Below are 17,656 nucleotides of genomic sequence, written 5' to 3' on the forward strand. Positions count from 1 at the left end.
TTTATAAAATTAAAAATCCGAAATCGAAAATCCCAATTCCGAAATTATTAAATATGTATCGCCCTGTTTTCAGTAGCGGCTAAACATGCTTCGCGCATCGCTTCAGTGTAGGTTGGGTGGGCGTGGCTCATGCGCGAAATATCTTCGGCACTCGCGCGGTACTCCATTGCCACAACTGCTTCGGCTATCATATCGGCAGCACGCGGACCAATCATGTGTACACCTAAAATTTCGTCGGTAGTGGCATCAGCCAATACTTTTACAAAACCATCCAGGTCGCCGCTGGCACGGGCACGGCCGCTGGCTTTGAACGGGAACGAACCGGTTTTGTATTTAACACCGGCTGCTTTCAGTTGCTCTTCTGTTTGACCAACAGCGGCAACTTCTGGCCAGGTATAAACTACACCCGGAATCAGGTTGTAATCAATATGCGGTTTTTGGCCGGCAATAATTTCGGCAACCAGCGTACCTTCATCTTCAGCTTTGTGAGCAAGCATGGCACCTTTAATTACATCGCCAATGGCATAAACACCTTTAACTTTGGTTTCCAGGTGCTCATCAACCGTAATTTTACGACCGCGTTCCTCAACGGTAATACCGATATTCTCTAAACCTAAGCCATCGGTGTAAGCTATACGACCAACAGCTACCAGGCAATAATCGCCTTTCAGTTCTTTCTTTTCGCCTTTAGGGGTATCAAAGCTAACGGTTACTTCTTTACCTTTTACGGCAGCGCCGGTAACTTTGTGCCCCAGGTAAAACTCCATACCCAGTTTAGTTAATACTTTTTGCAGCTCACGGCCCAGGCCCTTATCCATAGTTGGGATAATGCCGTCCATAAATTCAATTACAGATACTTTGGCGCCTAAACGGGCATAAACCGAACCCAGCTCCAAACCGATAACGCCACCACCAATCAACACCAGGTGTTTTGGCACTTCGCTCAGGCTCAATGCTTCGGTTGATGTAATAATGCGTTTTTTATCGATAGGCAAAAATGGCAATGCCGATGGTTTTGAACCAGTAGCGATGATCACGTTTTTGCCGGTAATTTCGATAACAGTACCATCGTTCTTTTTAACAGTGATGGTGTTTTTATCTTTAAATGATCCTACGCCAAAGTGAGTGTCAATCTTATTTTTCTTCATCAGGTAGCTGATGCCGCTGGTGTTAGCATCAACAACTTCCTGCTTGCGTTTAATCATCTGTCCAAAATCTATCGAAAGATCTTTAAGGTTGATGCCATGGGTTTTAAAAGCATGGGCAGCATTGTGGTAATGTTCAGACGAATCCAACAGTGCCTTTGACGGGATACAGCCTACATTAAGACAGGTACCGCCAAGGGTATTATACTTTTCAACAATTGCGGTTTTTAAACCAAGCTGGGCACAGCGGATAGCGGCTACATAACCGCCAGGGCCCGAACCTATAACTATAACATCATATTGCATAGTAGTGTGTATTTTATGGTGGGCAAAGTTAAGGATTTTAAAGTTGCTTTTGAGAGATTAGTGATTGGAGATTAGAGGTTAGCATTTATTTTCTGAACCATGATTTTAGGGATTTAATCCCGGTTCAGACAAAAATCCGAAATCGAACATCCGAAATCCGACATAAAATTTACCCCATACCAACCGCATTTTATCCCATTTTGTAACAGAGTTAATGATAAATCGGTTTATCGTTAACTCTTTATTAAATTTAACCCAATTTAACACGACTGATCTCATGAAGAAAATTAACTTACTTTTTGTGCTGGTATTATTATATACCGGCGTTAATGCTCAAAGCAACTATGTAAAGGAGCATTTTACCAAAAAAGATGTGTACATCACCATGCGCGATGGTGTAAAACTGTTCACCTCTATTTATACCCCAAAGGATGCTTCATCGCAAAATAAGTACCCGATGATGATGATGCGTACCTGCTACAGCATCGCCCCTTACGGCGAGGATAAATATCCTCAAAGGCTTGGCCCGTCTGAAATTATGATGAAAGAAGGTTATATTTTTGTTTATCAGGACGTACGCGGCCGTTGGAAAAGTGAAGGCAGCTGGACCAACATGACACCGGTTATCGATAACAAGAAAAGCAAAAAAGATGTTGACGAAGGTTCTGACACCTATGATACTACCGATTGGCTGGTTAAAAACGTAGCCAACAACAATGGCAAGGTTGGCCAGTATGGTATCTCCTACCCGGGCTTTTATACTGCTGCGGGCATCCTGTCAAACCACCCGGCACTTAAGGCATCATCGCCGCAAGCCCCTATTTCCGATTTCTTTTTTGACGATTTTCATCACAACGGCGCTTTCATTGAGGGGTACTTTTTCACCTTCCCGGTATTTGGTGTTCAAAAAACTGATACAACCAGCAAAGCCTGGTACTCCATGCTTAAACCCGATAGCAAAGACGGTTACCAGTATTTATTAGATCTTGGCCCGCTTAAAAATGCCGATAAATTTTATCATGATAACTTCTTTTGGCAGGAATCTATTAACCACCCTAACTACGATGAGTTTTGGCAAAAGCGCGGCCTGCTAAAACATTACGGCAAAGTAAAACCTGCTGTAATGCTGGTTGGCGGCTGGTTTGATGCCGAAGACTTAACCGGCCCGCTGGCTATTTATAAAACCATCAACAAAACCGATCCAAACGCTTACAATACTATCGTGATGGGACCATTCGGTCATGGCCGCTGGTCGCGCGAAACAGGGCATACCATGCATAGCAATGTTTACTTTGGCGATAGCATTGCTACCTTCTATCAAAAAAATATCGAAGCCAAATTCTTCAACCACTTCCTGAAAGGCAATGGAGATAAAAATTCCGGCTTGCCAAATGCTTACATGTTTAATACCGGCAAAAAGGAATGGGCAACATTTGATAAATGGCCTGCCGCCAATGCCGTGCATGAAAAAATGTTTTTGGGTGCCGATGGTAAGCTTGTAAATACCCAACCTGCAACTCAGGGCTCTGTATCATACATCAGCGATCCGCTTAAACCGGTTCCTTATACCGAAGATAACACCACTACCATGGGCTTTACCCCTCATAATTATATGAGCGAGGACCAGCGTTTTGCAGGTCGCCGTCCGGATGTGTTGGTTTACCAAAGCGAGATATTAAATGATGATGTTACCCTTGGGGGCGAGATCATGGCACACCTGAAAATTGCTACAACAGGCACCGATGCCGATTTTGTTGTTAAACTGATTGACGTATATCCGGCCGATGAACCGAACAACCCGTATATGCCAAACAAAAACATCATCCTGAGTAATTACTGGCAAATGGTACGTTCGGAAGTAATGCCGGCACGTTTCCGCAATAGTTTTGAAAAGCCGGAGGCCTTGGTGGCTAATCAAAAAACCGATGTAAATTTCCGCCTGCAGGATGTATTGCACACCTTTAAAAAAGGTCACCGTATCATGATCCAGGTACAAAGCACCTGGTTCCCGATAGTAGCACGCAATCCTCAAAAATTTGTGGAAAACCCATATAAAGCTGATGAAAGCGATTACATCAAAGCAACCGAAACGGTTTATAATAATAGCTATATTGATGTGCAGGTGTTGAAGTAGTTATTTAGAGATTAGAGGTTGGAGGTCAGAGATTAGTTTTTTCTCCTATTTCATTTCCGTAGGGAGCAATTTTATACGCGCGAAGAGTAGGCTTGAAAAGCAACTTTACAGGGCGTATAAGATTTCTCTTCCGCGCCACCGCATGAGGCTCCCGCTGCTTCATCGAAATGACATGCGTTAAAAAAACTTTAACTTGGCTATCATGGATACCTTTTAACCTGACACAATTTAAGTACATGAAAATAAAACAACTATATTTTGCAACCCTGACTTTATTAAGTGCTGCAACATTCACTCAACCAGCGGGGGCCCAGCTCCTGAAGGAAAAAGAGCAATTCACCCATGCCGATTCATTGCGTGGAATGCTTACGCCTTTGCGTACCTGTTATGATATCAATTACTATCACCTTGACGTTAAGATTGATATCGATAAAAAGTTTATCAGCGGCAGCAATCAGTTTAAATTCACCGCCACACAGGATTTCAATAAACTCCAGTTCGACCTGTTTGCTAACCTTAACATTGCTAAAGTTGTTTATAAGGGGAAAGAACTTGCCTATACCCGCGATGGCAACGCCGTATTCCTCAACTTTCCGCAAACCATAAGTAAAGACAGCAAAGATGAGTTTACCGTTTACTATTCCGGTAACCCAACTATAGCTAAAAACGCCCCCTGGGATGGCGGACTGGTATTTAAAAAAGATTCATTAGGCAAACCCTTTGTAGCAACCGCCTGCGAAGGGATTGGTGCCAGCATCTGGTGGCCCAATAAAGATCAGCTGGCCGATGAGGTGGACAGCATGATGATCAGCATCAGTGTGCCAAAAGGTTTGAAAGATGTATCCAACGGTCGCCTGCGCAAGGTGACGCAGCTTAAGGATGGCTATACCCGGTTCGACTGGTTTGTGGCCAACCCGATCAACAATTACGATGTTGCTGCCAACATTGCCGATTATACTCATTTTGAAGACACCTACATGGGCGAAAAAGGCAAGCTTACGCTTGATTATTGGGTTTTGCCAACTAGTCTGGAAAAAGCAAAAAAACAATTTGCCGCCAATGTTAAGCCTATGTTGAAAGCCTTCGAGCACTGGTTTGGCCCTTACCCTTTTTATGAAGATGGCTATAAACTGGTTGAAACCCCGCACCTGGGCATGGAACACCAGGGAGCAGTAGCCTATGGCAATCACTTCATGAATGGCTATATGGGCTATGATTTATCGGGTACAGGCTGGGGCAGCAAATGGGATTATATCATCGTGCACGAAAGCGGGCACGAATGGTTTGGCAATAACATAACCGATAAAGACCTTGCCGATATGTGGGTCCACGAAAGCTTTACCTGTTATTCCGAATCACTTTTTGTGGAGGATAACTGGGGTAAAAAAGCCGGACAGGAATATAACTACGGTTTAAGGCTCACCATTAATAATGACGGTCCTATAGTTGGCGTTTACAATGTAAACAAAGAAGGCTCGGGCGATATGTACTCCAAAGGCGCTGTTTTCCTGAACATGATCCGCACTGTTATTAATGATGATGAAAAATGGCGCGGCATCCTGCGCGGGCTTAACAAAACTTTTTATCATAAAACAGTTACCTATGACGATGTGGTGGGCTTCATCAACCAACAATCGGGCATGAACCTTTCGCCTATTTTTGAGCAATACCTGCATTACCGCAACCTTCCGGTGCTTGAATTTACCAGCCATGAAAACAAGCTTTACTGCCGCTGGATAGCCGAAGCCAAAGATTTCAATATGCCCATCAGGGTACGTGTAAAGGGCGGCGAATACAAATTCATCACCCCAACAAAACAAATGAGCCCGGTTGAAATTGCAGGTGCTACTAAAGATAATATCGAAATTGATTATTTAAACTACTACGTGGGTGCGCTCATGGATTAACCCTCAACATACATGAAAAATAAGTTCTTAAATATTTTTGCAGTCGCTTTAGGTCTTACCGTAGCTGGCATAACGCCAACTCAGGCACAGTTAGGCACCAACAGGCAAACATTTACCCGCGCCGATTCGCTCAGAGGGAGCTTAACACCGCTGCGTACCTGTTATGATATTAACTACTATCACCTGGATGTGAAGTTTGATATCGATAAAAAATTCATCAGCGGCAGCAACCTGTTCAAATTCACGGCTACTCAAAATTTCACCAAACTTCAGTTTGATCTGTTTGCCAATTTAAAAGTAGAGAAAGTGGTGTATGAGGGCGCCGAAATTCCCTTTACACGCGAGTTTAATGCGGTGTTTGTTACCTTCCCTAAAACCATAAAAAAAGGCAGTAAGGACGAGTTTATTGTTTATTATTCCGGTAACCCAACTATTGCAAAACGTGCGCCATGGGATGGCGGCGTGGTTTACACTACCGACTCATTAGGCAAACCGTGGGTGGCAACTGCCTGCCAGGGTATCGGCGCCAGTATTTGGTGGCCTACAAAAGATCATCAATACGATGAGGTAGACAGCGCCCTGATCAGTATCAGCGCACCTAATGGTTTAAAAGATGTATCCAACGGCAGATTACGCAAAGTAACCGACTTAAATAACGGCTATACCCGCTTCGATTGGTTTGTGGCTAACCCTATCAACAATTATGACATAGAAGCCAACATTGGAGACTATGTCCACTTTGAAGGTGCTTACCAGGGCGAAAAAGGCCCGTTAACGCTGGACTACTGGCCATTAAGTTATAATGTTGACAAAGCCAAAAAACAATGGGAGCTTGATGCGCCGCGAATGCTTAAATCGTTCGAATACTGGTTTGGCCCCTATCCTTTTTATGAAGACGGCTATAAACTGGTTGAAACGCCACACCTCGGCATGGAACACCAAAGCGGCACAGCTTATGGCAACCATTACAAAAACGGTTATCTCGGTCGCGACCTTTCAGGTACCGGCTGGGGCCTAAAATGGGATTTCATCGTGGTACACGAAAGCGGTCACGAATGGTTTGGCAATAACATTACCTCAAAAGATGTTGCCGATATGTGGATCCACGAAAGTTTTACTAACTATTCCGAATCGCTGTTCATTGAAACCTATTACGGTAAACAAGCCGGGCAGGAATACGTGAACGGAACTCGTAAAAATATCCGTAATGACAAACCAATTGTAGGGCCGTATGGTGTAAACATGGAAGGTTCAGGTGATATGTATTATAAAGGTGGCAACCTGTTAAACATGGTGCGCACCATTATCAATAATGATGACAAATGGCGCAGCATCCTCCGCGGGCTTAACAAAACCTTCTACCATAAAACCGTTACCTATGACGATATTGTAGGCTATATCTGCAAACAGGCAGGCATGAACCTTGCTCCCGTATTTGACCAGTACCTGCATTATAAAGACATCCCAACCCTCCAGTTTGTAACTAAAGACGGCAAGCTTTATACCAAGTGGATTGCCAATGCCGAAGGTTTCAACATGCCGGTAAAGGTGCGTGTAAAAGGCGGCGGTTATATATTTATTAAACCAACCACACAGTTTACCCCTGTAAAAATTGACGGTATTACGAAGGACAATGTGGAGGTGGATACTTTCAATTACTATATTAAGGTTGATTGAGTGAGTGGTTCATTGGGTGAGTAGTTGATTCCTACCCATAACAAAAAACGGGGGGCATGCTGAGCCCGTCGAAGCATGGTGAATAGGGCCTCTGCGCACGAGTCTTCGACAGGCTCAGACTGACACGCCCACTTTGTTACTACTCCTTCAAAGACATTTACTCAGGATGAGAAATTGTAGAGTTCAGACTTGCGAAGTTTTAAAATACTTCGTAAGTCTTTTTTGTTTAATAAGGTGAAAAACTTCCCCCTCCCAAAACAACCACTCACCCAATCAACCTAATCAACTACTCACTAAAAAAATCAAATCCCGTGCAACTTTCCTCCCACTGCCGGCGTCTAATTGGAAAACGAAACTAAAACAACCGTCATGAAATCGATTTCAAAAATATTATTGGCAGCCGTGTTGGCAGCAGGAACTACAGGTTACGCCTCGGCAAAAACAGTAAACCCAATTGTTAAACACGCCGACCAAACCACGCAAGACCGTCATTTATCAGGCTTCAGCGCTATTGACCTGGCAGGCTCTTTTGATGTCTACTTTACACAGGGCTCAAACGAATCGGTAAAAGTTGAAGCACCTTCGGATGTTATCGACAAGATCATTACCGAAGTGCAGGGCGGGGTATTGAAGATTTACAGTAAAAAAGGTACCAACTGGGATAACTGGAGCTTTGGCCGCAGCCGTAAAATGATTGTACATGTGGTAGCTAAAGATATGACCAGCATTAACGTTGCCGGTTCGGGCGATGTTTATTTTAAAGACGGCATCAGCACTACCTCATTAAAATTAAAAGTTGTTGGCTCGGGCGATATGCTGGGCAAAGTGAATGCTAAAAACCTGGATAGCAGCATTTCGGGCTCTGGTGATATGAAACTTTCGGGCCGTGCCGATAATTCAAGAGTAAATGTTGTAGGCTCGGGCGATTTTACCGCCCGCGATTTGATCACCATTAATACCGAGGTACACATAGCAGGTTCAGGCGACGCTACCATCAATGCCAGCAGTAAAATTGATGCATCGGTAAGCGGCTCAGGCGATGTGCATTATACCGGCGGTGCTAAAAATATTTCAAGCTCAAAAGCAGGGAGCGGAGATATCGAGAGGATATAGAAACTCAGCGAAATCCTCTCCAAAGGAGCCGCCTTAACTATTTAGAAGCGTCATTGCGAATTAATAAAGCAATCACCAATTAGCAGGTTCGCCCTGTAAAGTTCGCGATTGCTTTATTAATTCGCAATGCCGTTTGGAAGGACCTTCAACTACTCCAACCCTATTTTCTCATTCACCAGTTCAATGATCTCCGCCTCCAGCGCAATCGCTTTCCGCTCAATTTCATTACCGCGGTAAATAACGTCAACTACATAGCTCTTATCCTTATAGCCCGAAGCATTGATCTTTACGTTCATAAATGCGCCCAATACCGCGCTACGGGCACAAAGAGCGGCTACGCCGGCATCAGTTATGGAATTGGGGTTGCCGCTTAGCGCCATTGCTTTTATTACTTCCATGCTACCTAAAGCTGCGTCCATTACTTTAAAAGGAATTTCAATAGCATAACGGGTAGCATCCTGTATTGCTTTATCACGGGCTGCTTTTTCCTCATTGTTTGATTTGGGCAGGGAGAATGCTTGCATGATTTGGTTAAAGGCTATTGTATCCTGGTCAACTAATGCTAAAAGTTCGTTTTTAAACTGCTGTCCTTTTTGCGCCCAGTCGCTAAATTCCCGCCAGCGGCTGTCCCAACCCTTTTTATGTGAGCTTAGGTTAGCCACCATGGTAGCCAGCGAGGCTCCCAAAGCGCCAACAGCGGCTGAGATCGAACCACCACCAGGTGCCGGGCTTTCGCTCGCGGTTTCATCGGCTAAATCGGCAAGGCTCATGTTAATGAGCTTGCTGCCTGCTTTATCTTTCAGTAAATATTCAATAATGCGTTCTTCAGGCTTGAAAGGTGAAAGTTCATCAAGTCCCATTGATTTAATGGCTATCCTGATCAGTTCTTTTTCGCTTACTCCTGTAGAGCGTTGCTGCTTCTCCAAAAATATTTACCCGCATCAAGCATCGCCTTCAAGGGGATCAAGCCCACCAGCTCACTGCCTGTTACCCTGATACCGCGTGCAGCAGCTTTATCACACACTTCATCAAAAGCCTTATGCACCGGGGTAATATTAATATTGGTCAAATTCATCGAAATCTGGGCAACACCGTATTCCTCAATATACCAGCCGATAGCTTTTACCGCCTTTAATGAACCGGGGATGGTTTTGGCTTTGCCGGTTTCGTCGTATACTATTTTACCATTGATCGGATCTCCTTCGCGCAGGGTGCGGCCAGCCTCACGTACATCAAAAGCAATAGAATTTGCCCTGCGGACAGAGGTAGTATTCAGGTTAACATTATAAGCCACCAAAAAATCACGGGCACCAATCACAGTAGCCCCACGTTTAACATCATTCTCCGCGGGACCGAAATCGGGTGCCCATTCCGGTTGTTTGATCTTCTTAAAAAAGCCTTCATATTCACCGGCACGTATCACCGATAGGTTGCTCCGGCTTTTGTTAGGCTGCGCAGCCTCATACAAATAAACCGGGATCTGTAATTCCTCCCCCACGCGCTTGGCAAGCCGCGTTGCATATTCGGCAGTTTCCTCCATGGTGATATTACTAATGGGTATCAGCGGACAAACATCTGTTGCGCCCATCCTTGGGTGCTCGCCTTTTTGTTTGCTCATATCAATCACCTCGCCCGCTTTTTTTATGGCGCGATAAGCTGCTTCAATCACTTTTTCCGGTTCGCCCACAAAAGTTACCACGGTTCGGTTAGTGGCCTTTCCCGGATCAACATTGAGTAATCTTACCCCCTCAACAGATTCAACTGCATCTGTTATCTGTTTAATGATATCGAGGTTAACACCTTCGCTAAAATTGGGTACGCATTCTATTAATTTGGTCATTGGTTCATTAGTTCAATGGTTCATTGGTAGCTAAGCAAATCGTAATATCTGCTTAATCGTTATTTTCTGCCGTCCAAACTTGGGCCGGTTTTAGTTTTCCCTGGTGATATAATATCTCGCGGTAATCGTTACATGGGTAGGCTTGCATATCGGCAAGCTTGCCTTTAGTTAATACACCGCGATCATTTAACTTTAATGCCTGTGCCGCGCGATAGGTTAAACCGGCGAAAACTTCGGCCGTGCTTAACTTCTCTGCCGCCGCCATTACCGACGCCTGCATCAGCAGATCGCCCATTGGGGCCGAGCCGGGGTTCCAGTCGCTGGCGATGGCGAGGCTGGCTGCGGCATCAAGCAGTTTCCGGGCAGGGGCATATCCCATTCCCAAGCCTAACGAGGCGCCGGGCAAAGTTACAGCAACAGTATCTGAATTAGCCAATAATTTTATCTCATAATCTCCACTGGCCTCCAGATGATCGGCCGAAGCAGCTCTGGCTTTAACAGCAACCTCGCTGCCTCCGGTTGTAAACTGATCGGCATGAACAGTAGCCTCAAAACCCATTTGTTTAGCCCTGCTTAAATAAAACAATGCATCACTGGTATTGAAAGCGCTTTGCTCAATAAAAATGTCAACACGGTTAGCCAAATCCTGTTGCTTTATCTTCGGCAACAGATCATTTAACAAATATTTCAGGTATTCATTTCCTTCACCATCAAAATCTTTCGGTTTAATGTGCGCAGCGAGGCAGGTTGGCACAATATGAGCACGAGTTTTGTTAGCAGCCTGATGGATAACTTTTAGCTGTTTGAGTTCTTCCGTTACCGACAAACCATAACCGCTTTTAATTTCAATAGTTGTTACACCTTCTGCCAAATGACGGGCTATCCGTTTCGCCAGTAAATTGCTTAATTCAGTTTCTGTAGCCAAACGGGTTTGAGTTACCGAATCCCAGATCCCGCCCCCCGATGCGGCAATTTCCAAATAACTTTTGCCAGAATTGCGCATGGCATAATCCTTAGCCCTGCTACCAGCAAAACAAAGATGCGTATGGCAATCCACAAACCCGGGCAGTAATACATGATCGCCGGTAATTTCTTCTATTTGTGCCGATGGATAGTTTGTGCGGAGTTTTTCAAAATCATCAACAGCAAGTATCAGCCCATCTTCAATTAACACACCCCCATTGGCAATTATGTGCAATTGCTCATCTTTCAGGGCACCTTTAATCGGCAAGCCTGTTAAAGGCAGTATTTGTGTAAATGGACCTGTTAGTTTTTTCATCGTTCTATCTTAGATCGGGGGTTGCTTCGTATCTACCCATGACATTATAAAAATCAAGGTCATGCTGAACTTGTTTCAGCACCCCACTCGCTAAGCGGCCATACTAAGCAAAGCGGCCACCTGTCCTATGGGATGCCGAAATAAATTCGGCATGACGGTAGGCATATGTTATCTTCCTTCAAAGGCCGCGGATTTTAATTACTCGTAATGACCTTTTTACATATTATGCTTTACCACACTTTACGTTCCCTCAGGGTCTCTCGCAGAGGACCCTGAGGATTATCGCGTTCTAAGTATCTATCAGGCCGACAGCGAATCTGCGTGGCGTATAACGTTATCACTTGCTTTACCACACTTTCAACCCAAACTTATCCGCCCACTCCACAGCCTTATCATATCCGGCATCAGTATGTCTAAAGATACCCATGGCCGGGTCATTATACAGCACCCTTTTTAAACAGGTTGCTGCGCGATGACTGCCGTCGGCCAGTACTACCATACCGGCGTGCTGGGAGTAACCCATACCTACCCCGCCGCCATGGTGGAACGAGATCCAGGTTGCACCACCTGAGGCATTCGCCATTAGGTTGAGCAGTGGCCAGTCGGATACCGCGTCCGAGCCATCTAACATGGCTTCTGTTTCGCGGTTGGGCGATGCTACTGAACCGCAGTCCAGGTGGTCACGACCAATTACTATCGGGCCTTTTACTTTACCGGAGGCCACCAGTTCATTAAATATCAGCCCGGCTTTTTCACGCTCACCCATGCCCAGCCAGCAAATGCGGGCAGGCAATCCTTGAAAAGCAATTTTCTCTCTTGCCTTTTTAAGCCAGGTAATTAATGGCTTATTTTCGGGGAAAGCTTCGATTAACGCCTGGTCGGTAGTATAAATATCTTCTGGGTCACCGGATAGTGCTACCCACCTGAACGGCCCTTTCCCTTCGCAAAACAGCGGACGGATATAAGCCGGCGTAAAACCCGGAAAATTAAAAGCATCGGCTTCACCTCCCTGCCGGGCAAACTCACGCAGGTTGTTACCATAATCAAAAGTTACCGCACCTCTTTTTTGCAGTGCCAGCATCAAACCTACATGCCTTGCCATACTTTTCAGCGAACGCCGTTTGTACTCCATTGCATCATCTTTTCTTAATGCAGCAGCCTCGTTTAATGACAAATCATTAGGAATATACCCATTTAAAGGGTCATGTGCCGAAGTTTGATCAGTAAGTATATCAGGAACGATATTATCTTTCAATAACTTTTCAAGCAAATCACCGGCATCGCTCACTAATCCTACCGAAAGTGTTACTTTTTTGGCGATAGCTTCTTTTATCCAGGAGATGGCTTCATCATATGATGAAGTCATCCTGTCAATATATTTCGTATCAACCCGTTTTTGAATCCGTGACACATCTACATCGGCACCTAAAAACACGGCACCCGCCATAGTTGCCGCCAACGGCTGAGCACCGCCCATACCACCTAAACCGGCACTTACAATGAGTTTGCCTGTCAGGTCGCCATTAAAATGCTGATTACCGCATTCCACAAAAGTTTCATAGGTGCCCTGTAAAATGCCCTGTGTGCCTATGTAGATCCAGCTGCCGGCGGTCATCTGCCCGTACATCATCAACCCTTTTTCGCGCAGCTCATTAAAATGCTCCCAGTTGGCCCAGGCAGGTACCAGGTTACTGTTGGCAATCAAAACCCTTGGTGCTTCGGGGTGGCTACGGATAATCCCTACAGGCTTGCCCGACTGGATCAGCAACGAGTGATATTCGTCCAATTTCAGCAGCAACTCAATAATTTTGCGGAGCGCCTCCGGGTTACGCGCGGCCTGACCGATACCTCCGTAAACCACTAACTCATCAGGATTTTCGGCTACCTGACCATCGAGGTTATTAAGCAGCATCCTGAGCGGAGCCTCGGTTTGCCAGCTTTTGGCATGAAGCTGCGTACCACGCGGTGCTTTGTACACCGGATGATTAGCGTAGGTTTTAATAAATTCCGAACTCGTCATGACTTAAATCTATTTGGTGAGCAATAGCAGCTTCAACTGCAGTTTTCAGCAGGGAGCCATCCGTAATAAGTTTGTGAAGACTGTTAATATCAACAGCAAAAACGCGGTCATCCTGTATAAAAGCCACATGCTGTCTTACCAGCTGATGGCAAGCTTCAATAACCGGCGTCGATTTTAGCGGCCTGCGGAAATCCATAGCCTGTGCCGCGTAAAGCAGTTCAATAGCCTGAATGTATTCAATATTATCTATCACCTGGTGCAGCTTGCGCCCGCTTATGGAACCCATGGATACATGGTCCTCCTGCCCAAGTGAGGTTGGCACACTATCGGCACTGGCGGGGAAACACAGGGTTTTATTTTCGGTAACGAGGGCGGCAGTAGTATACTGCGGAATCATCAAGCCCGAATTAAGCCCGGCATCATGCGTAAGCAGTTTGGGCAAACCGTAACGACCTTCGCTCATCAGGTAGCAGCGCCTGTCGGCAATGTTACCAATTTCGGCTGCTGCTGTGGTTGCATAATCAAGCGGCAGAGCAAGTGGCTGTCCATGAAAATTGCCCCCGCTAATGGTATCATCGGCATTAAAAATAACCGGGTTATCGGTAACCGAATTGAGTTCGATTTCCGTAAGCTCTTTCAGGTGCAGCCATGCATTGCGTGAAGCACCATGTACCTGCGGCATACAACGCAACGAATATGGATCCTGTACCCTATCACAATTGATGTGCGACGAATTGATTTCCGATCCGTCAAGCAAAGTAAACAGCCGATGGGCTACCATCCTTGTACCTTTAAAAGGCCTGATCTGGTGCAGCCGCTCATCAAAAGGACGGATAGAGCCCATCAATCCCTCTAATGACATGGCACCGATGAGGTCGGCACGGTTCAGGGTGTCATCCAGTCGTTGTACAGCTTTAACCGCAAAAGCCAGGATAAACTGTGTACCATTGATAAGGGCCAGGCCTTCTTTGGGGCCAAGGGATAACGGCTGTAAACCGTGCTTCTTTAAAAGTTCTCCGGCCGGTATCCTCCCGCCATTCTCAAATACCTCTCCTAAACCAATCAATGGTAAAAACAGGTGGGACAAAGGAGCCAGGTCACCGGAAGCACCTACAGAGCCTTTTTCCGGAACCACCGGGATAATATCATTATCGATATGCCAAATGATCCGCTGAAGCGTTGCAAGCGCAATACCCGAATAGCCTTGTGCCAAAGCCTGCACTTTAGTAATCATCATGAGTTTGGCAATTTCCTGCGGGATGGGTTTCCCGACACCTACGCTATGACTTTTGAGGATATTACTTTGCAGCAAACTGGTGTCTTCCTCCGAGATCCGGGTATCGCACAGTGGGCCAAAGCCGGTGTTAATGCCATAAACCGGGTGATGGCTATGCACAATCTTTTCCACCTCGCGCCATGAAGATTTGATCATATCGGCGGCTTCTTTGTTAATGATGCCTTTGGTTTTGCCTGCTGCTATATCAAGACAAATACCTATTGTAAGATGGTCCGTGCCGTAATTAAATATATCAGTCATTGCCGGCGGGTTTTAAATTGGTATTCAGTTTTTCAACGATGTTATCGGCCAGTTTAGTTTGGCGAAAAGTATTTTCAAGCGCGCTTATGGCCGGCAATAATTGTTTTGCAGTTCTCGTCTTTAGCAACAAGGTCGGCCATCGACAGGCTGATAGCATCCCAAACAGGTATGACCTGTTTCAGCAACTCACGCCCTTCGGCAGTAAGGGTAACCAGTTGCCGCCTGCCATCGTCGCTACAGGTATCAGTACTTACAAGTCCCCGTTTTTTCAGGTTAGTGATCAGCTGACTGGCAGCCGGATGTGAAACCTCTATCTGTTCGCTTAATTCTTTGATAGATAAAGCATCATTCTTTGACAGTAAATAAAACACGGGAAACCAGCTGGCATCAAAATCGATACCTGCGGTTTGATAAGCACGATTAATTTCGGCCAAAAAAGCTTCACTCAGCCGCCTCAAACGGCTGCCCAAAACCAGATGCCCGAGGCTTTGATATAAATTCATGATGCAATTTATATAAGTACTTATATAATTGCAAATTTTATTTGGAGCTTGTTAGAATCAGTTAAAAAATTGTGTTCTTTTTAATGTAGAGACGCATAATTGCGTCTACAGTATGCAAGTTAAGGTAGTTAAACACATGCAAAGCTGCTTGTCCTATGGGAGACGCAATTATGCGTCTCTACATGAAAGCTCTCCGCCAAAATTTAAACAACTTCTTAGGAGCGGGAAGGAATCTGCTTGAAACAAAAAAGCTCCCGGTGGTTATCCGGGAGCTTTTCATTTATTACTTAGTGATCAGGTTGTATAACTCATCGAGCTTAGGGGTAAGCACGATCTCTATTCGCCTGTTCTTTGCGCGGGCTTCATCAGTACCACTGGCATCTATCGGCTGAAACTCACTCTTACCTGTTGCAGTGAGCCTGTGCGGGTCAACACCTTCAGTTTCGGTCAGGTAGCGGGTTACCGAGGTAGCGCGTAAAACGCTCAAATCCCAGTTATCTTTGATCTGGCCAAGGTTTTTTACTTTCTTATCATCCGTATGACCTTCAACCGCCATATTGATATCTGGTTCCTTGTTTACCACCACCGCTAATTGCTTCAACGCAGCCTTACCCTTCTCATCAATAATGATACTGCCCGAAGGGAACAATAACTTATCAGCTAATGATACATAAACCTTGCCATTTCTGATATCTACCGTTAAACCGCTTTGCTGAAAGCCTAATAATGCCTTCTGCAATTTATCTTTCAATGCATTAGTAGCCTCATCGCGTTTCTTTAAAATATCTTCTACTTCCTTTAAACGGGCTTCACGTTTTTTCAAATCAGCAGCCAGTCTTGAGGTTTGGGCGGCCAATTCGTTAGCTTTTGATGATGTTGCATCCAGGTTGCTGTTTAATACACTGTTGTTTTTACGCAGATCGGCAAGCTGGTTGTGCAGGCGGGCTGTATCTGCCTGCAGCTGTGCAAGCTCTCCTTCAAGGTTTGTTGTGCGGTTAGCTAAAGAGTCACGTTCGGCAACAAGGCTTTTGTATGCTTTTGGAGACATTACCTTGCATGAGTACATTGTGAAACATACAGCAGCGGCTAAAAATGCATATCTAATTTTCATAGTTATTAAGGGGTTATATCCAATTAAGAAAGGGCGTTCTTCAAAAATACATTAAGCGGATGGATCATGCTGCATACATCAGCAACCAGCTTTTCCGCACCAGGGGCCGTTAGCTCTTTATCTTCCAGCTTATGCCAGGCAACAAAGCTTTTAAGCTTTAGCAGGTCGATATTTTCATTATCGGGTTCGTATCCCTTCGGTACCGATTTAAGCTGCTCCTGCTTTCTGAAATCACCAAATAGCTTAACAAACTCCTTTTGGTCGATGATTCTTTTCAGATCGGCAGCGTTGTAATCAATTTCCTGCCGAATTGCTTTCAGATGTGGCGCCTCCGGCATCCAGTATCCGCCGCCGATAAATGAATTGCCGGGCTGGATATGCAGATAATATTCAACACCGCCACCTTTTAAGCCCGAGGTTGGCATACTTACCCCAAAGTTATTTTTATAAGGCGCTTTATTTTTACTGAAGCGGATGTCGCGGTAAATGCGCATCACACATTTTTTGGCATCAAGGTTCTCGTCCATGCCTGCTTCAATTTTACGAACGCTGTCAAGCACCTTCGTTGTAAAATCAATTACATTTTCGCGGGCTTTATCGTAACGCTCTTTATTGGCGGCAAACCATTCGCGGTTGTTATTTACGGCGAGATCTTTTAAAAAATCAATACTTTCCTGGTATATCATCGGTATCTAAATAGCTTTGGTAATGTATCTTGGGTGATAACCAATACAACAAAAACACACGCGAATATCTGAAATTTACAGGAGCAAGTACAAAACAGCCTAAAATTATAGCACCAAGATATAACCACGGCGAATCCTGGTTATGGGTAACCAAATAAGTAAGCCAGGCAATGCCGAGGGCCTCGCCCACATTTAGTGCATAACTAACGTACATGGCGGCATAAAAATAGCCAGGCTCTATCTCAAAAAAGAGGTTGCAATGAGGGCAGTTAAGATTTATTTTATTGGAGAAACTGTAAGGGCTACCCTTAAACATATCGCCGCGCCTGCAGCGCGGACATTTACATTTAAGCATAGCCCATGACTTTGGTGTTTGAGACACGATAAGTATCTTATAA

The 17,656-nt window shown here is 45.0% G+C and carries 13 protein-coding genes and 1 pseudogene; 4 read left to right on the plus strand and 10 right to left on the minus strand.

Going from position 1 to position 17,656, the window contains the following annotated elements; genetic code table 11:
* Nucleotides 1-47: 47 nt before the first annotated feature.
* Nucleotides 48-1,451 (minus strand): dihydrolipoyl dehydrogenase, encoded by a 1,404-nt coding sequence (gene lpdA / locus ACQ86K_RS27230; protein ID WP_091165098.1) that lies wholly within the window; start codon nt 1,449-1,451, stop codon nt 48-50.
* A 277-nt stretch (nt 1,452-1,728) separates the two neighbouring features.
* Here lpdA and ACQ86K_RS27235 point away from each other — a divergent pair, with 277 nt between their 5' ends.
* The 4 genes from ACQ86K_RS27235 (at nt 1,729) to ACQ86K_RS27250 (ending at nt 8,282) form a co-directional block, all read left to right on the plus strand.
* Nucleotides 1,729-3,585, plus strand: a complete 1,857-nt coding sequence (locus ACQ86K_RS27235; protein ID WP_091165095.1) for a CocE/NonD family hydrolase — start codon at nt 1,729-1,731, stop codon at nt 3,583-3,585.
* Nucleotides 3,586-3,821: 236 nt separating this feature from the next.
* Nucleotides 3,822-5,492 (plus strand): M1 family metallopeptidase, encoded by a 1,671-nt coding sequence (locus ACQ86K_RS27240; protein WP_091165087.1) that lies wholly within the window; start codon nt 3,822-3,824, stop codon nt 5,490-5,492.
* A 12-nt stretch (nt 5,493-5,504) separates the two neighbouring features.
* A complete protein-coding gene (locus ACQ86K_RS27245) occupies nt 5,505-7,169 on the plus strand; it encodes a M1 family metallopeptidase (RefSeq protein ID WP_091165084.1) in 1,665 nt (554 codons plus the stop codon).
* 369 nt (nt 7,170-7,538) lie between these two features.
* Nucleotides 7,539-8,282 carry a head GIN domain-containing protein gene (locus ACQ86K_RS27250; RefSeq protein WP_091165080.1) on the plus strand — a complete coding sequence of 248 codons (744 nt, stop codon included), beginning with the start codon at nt 7,539-7,541 and terminating at the stop codon, nt 8,280-8,282.
* Between the two features lie 149 nt (nt 8,283-8,431).
* On the opposite strand, the gene ACQ86K_RS27255 is transcribed toward ACQ86K_RS27250, so the two are convergent.
* The 9 genes and pseudogenes from ACQ86K_RS27255 to ACQ86K_RS27295 all read right to left on the minus strand — a co-directional run bounded on the left by ACQ86K_RS27255 (nt 8,432) and on the right by ACQ86K_RS27295 (nt 17,640).
* Complete coding sequence (locus tag ACQ86K_RS27255; protein ID WP_431200944.1) at nt 8,432-9,142, minus strand: cyclodeaminase/cyclohydrolase family protein; 711 nt, start codon at nt 9,140-9,142, stop codon at nt 8,432-8,434.
* Nucleotides 9,143-9,151: 9 nt separating this feature from the next.
* A pseudogene (gene ftcD / locus ACQ86K_RS27260) lies at nt 9,152-10,122 on the minus strand (glutamate formimidoyltransferase); the annotation flags it as partial.
* 52 nt (nt 10,123-10,174) lie between these two features.
* Entirely contained in the window at nt 10,175-11,401 is a 1,227-nt protein-coding gene (gene hutI, locus ACQ86K_RS27265) for an imidazolonepropionase (RefSeq protein ID WP_091165073.1), read from the minus strand.
* 346 nt (nt 11,402-11,747) lie between these two features.
* Entirely contained in the window at nt 11,748-13,421 is a 1,674-nt protein-coding gene (gene hutU / locus ACQ86K_RS27270; protein ID WP_091165069.1) for a urocanate hydratase, read from the minus strand.
* On the minus strand, nt 13,399-14,958 hold the full coding sequence (hutH, locus tag ACQ86K_RS27275; RefSeq protein WP_091165065.1) for a histidine ammonia-lyase: 1,560 nt from the start codon (nt 14,956-14,958) through the stop codon (nt 13,399-13,401). The genes hutU and hutH overlap by 23 nt, the downstream gene beginning before the upstream one ends.
* Before the next feature lie 74 nt (nt 14,959-15,032).
* A complete protein-coding gene (locus ACQ86K_RS27280; RefSeq protein ID WP_431199122.1) occupies nt 15,033-15,461 on the minus strand; it encodes a MarR family winged helix-turn-helix transcriptional regulator in 429 nt (142 codons plus the stop codon).
* A gap of 283 nt (nt 15,462-15,744) precedes the next feature.
* Nucleotides 15,745-16,572: an OmpA family protein gene (locus ACQ86K_RS27285; RefSeq protein ID WP_223266291.1), complete on the minus strand. Its 828-nt coding sequence runs from the start codon at nt 16,570-16,572 to the stop codon at nt 15,745-15,747.
* Between the two features lie 23 nt (nt 16,573-16,595).
* Nucleotides 16,596-17,258, minus strand: a complete 663-nt coding sequence (locus tag ACQ86K_RS27290; protein WP_091165054.1) for a DUF2461 domain-containing protein — start codon at nt 17,256-17,258, stop codon at nt 16,596-16,598.
* On the minus strand, nt 17,236-17,640 hold the full coding sequence (locus ACQ86K_RS27295; RefSeq protein ID WP_176844416.1) for a DUF983 domain-containing protein: 405 nt from the start codon (nt 17,638-17,640) through the stop codon (nt 17,236-17,238). Before ACQ86K_RS27295 ends, ACQ86K_RS27290 begins: the two co-directional genes overlap by 23 nt.
* Between the last annotated feature and the right edge of the window lie 16 nt (nt 17,641-17,656).

Origin of the sequence: Mucilaginibacter sp. P19, from assembly GCF_050632265.1 — a bacterium.
GTDB lineage: Bacteria > Bacteroidota > Bacteroidia > Sphingobacteriales > Sphingobacteriaceae > Mucilaginibacter > Mucilaginibacter gossypii.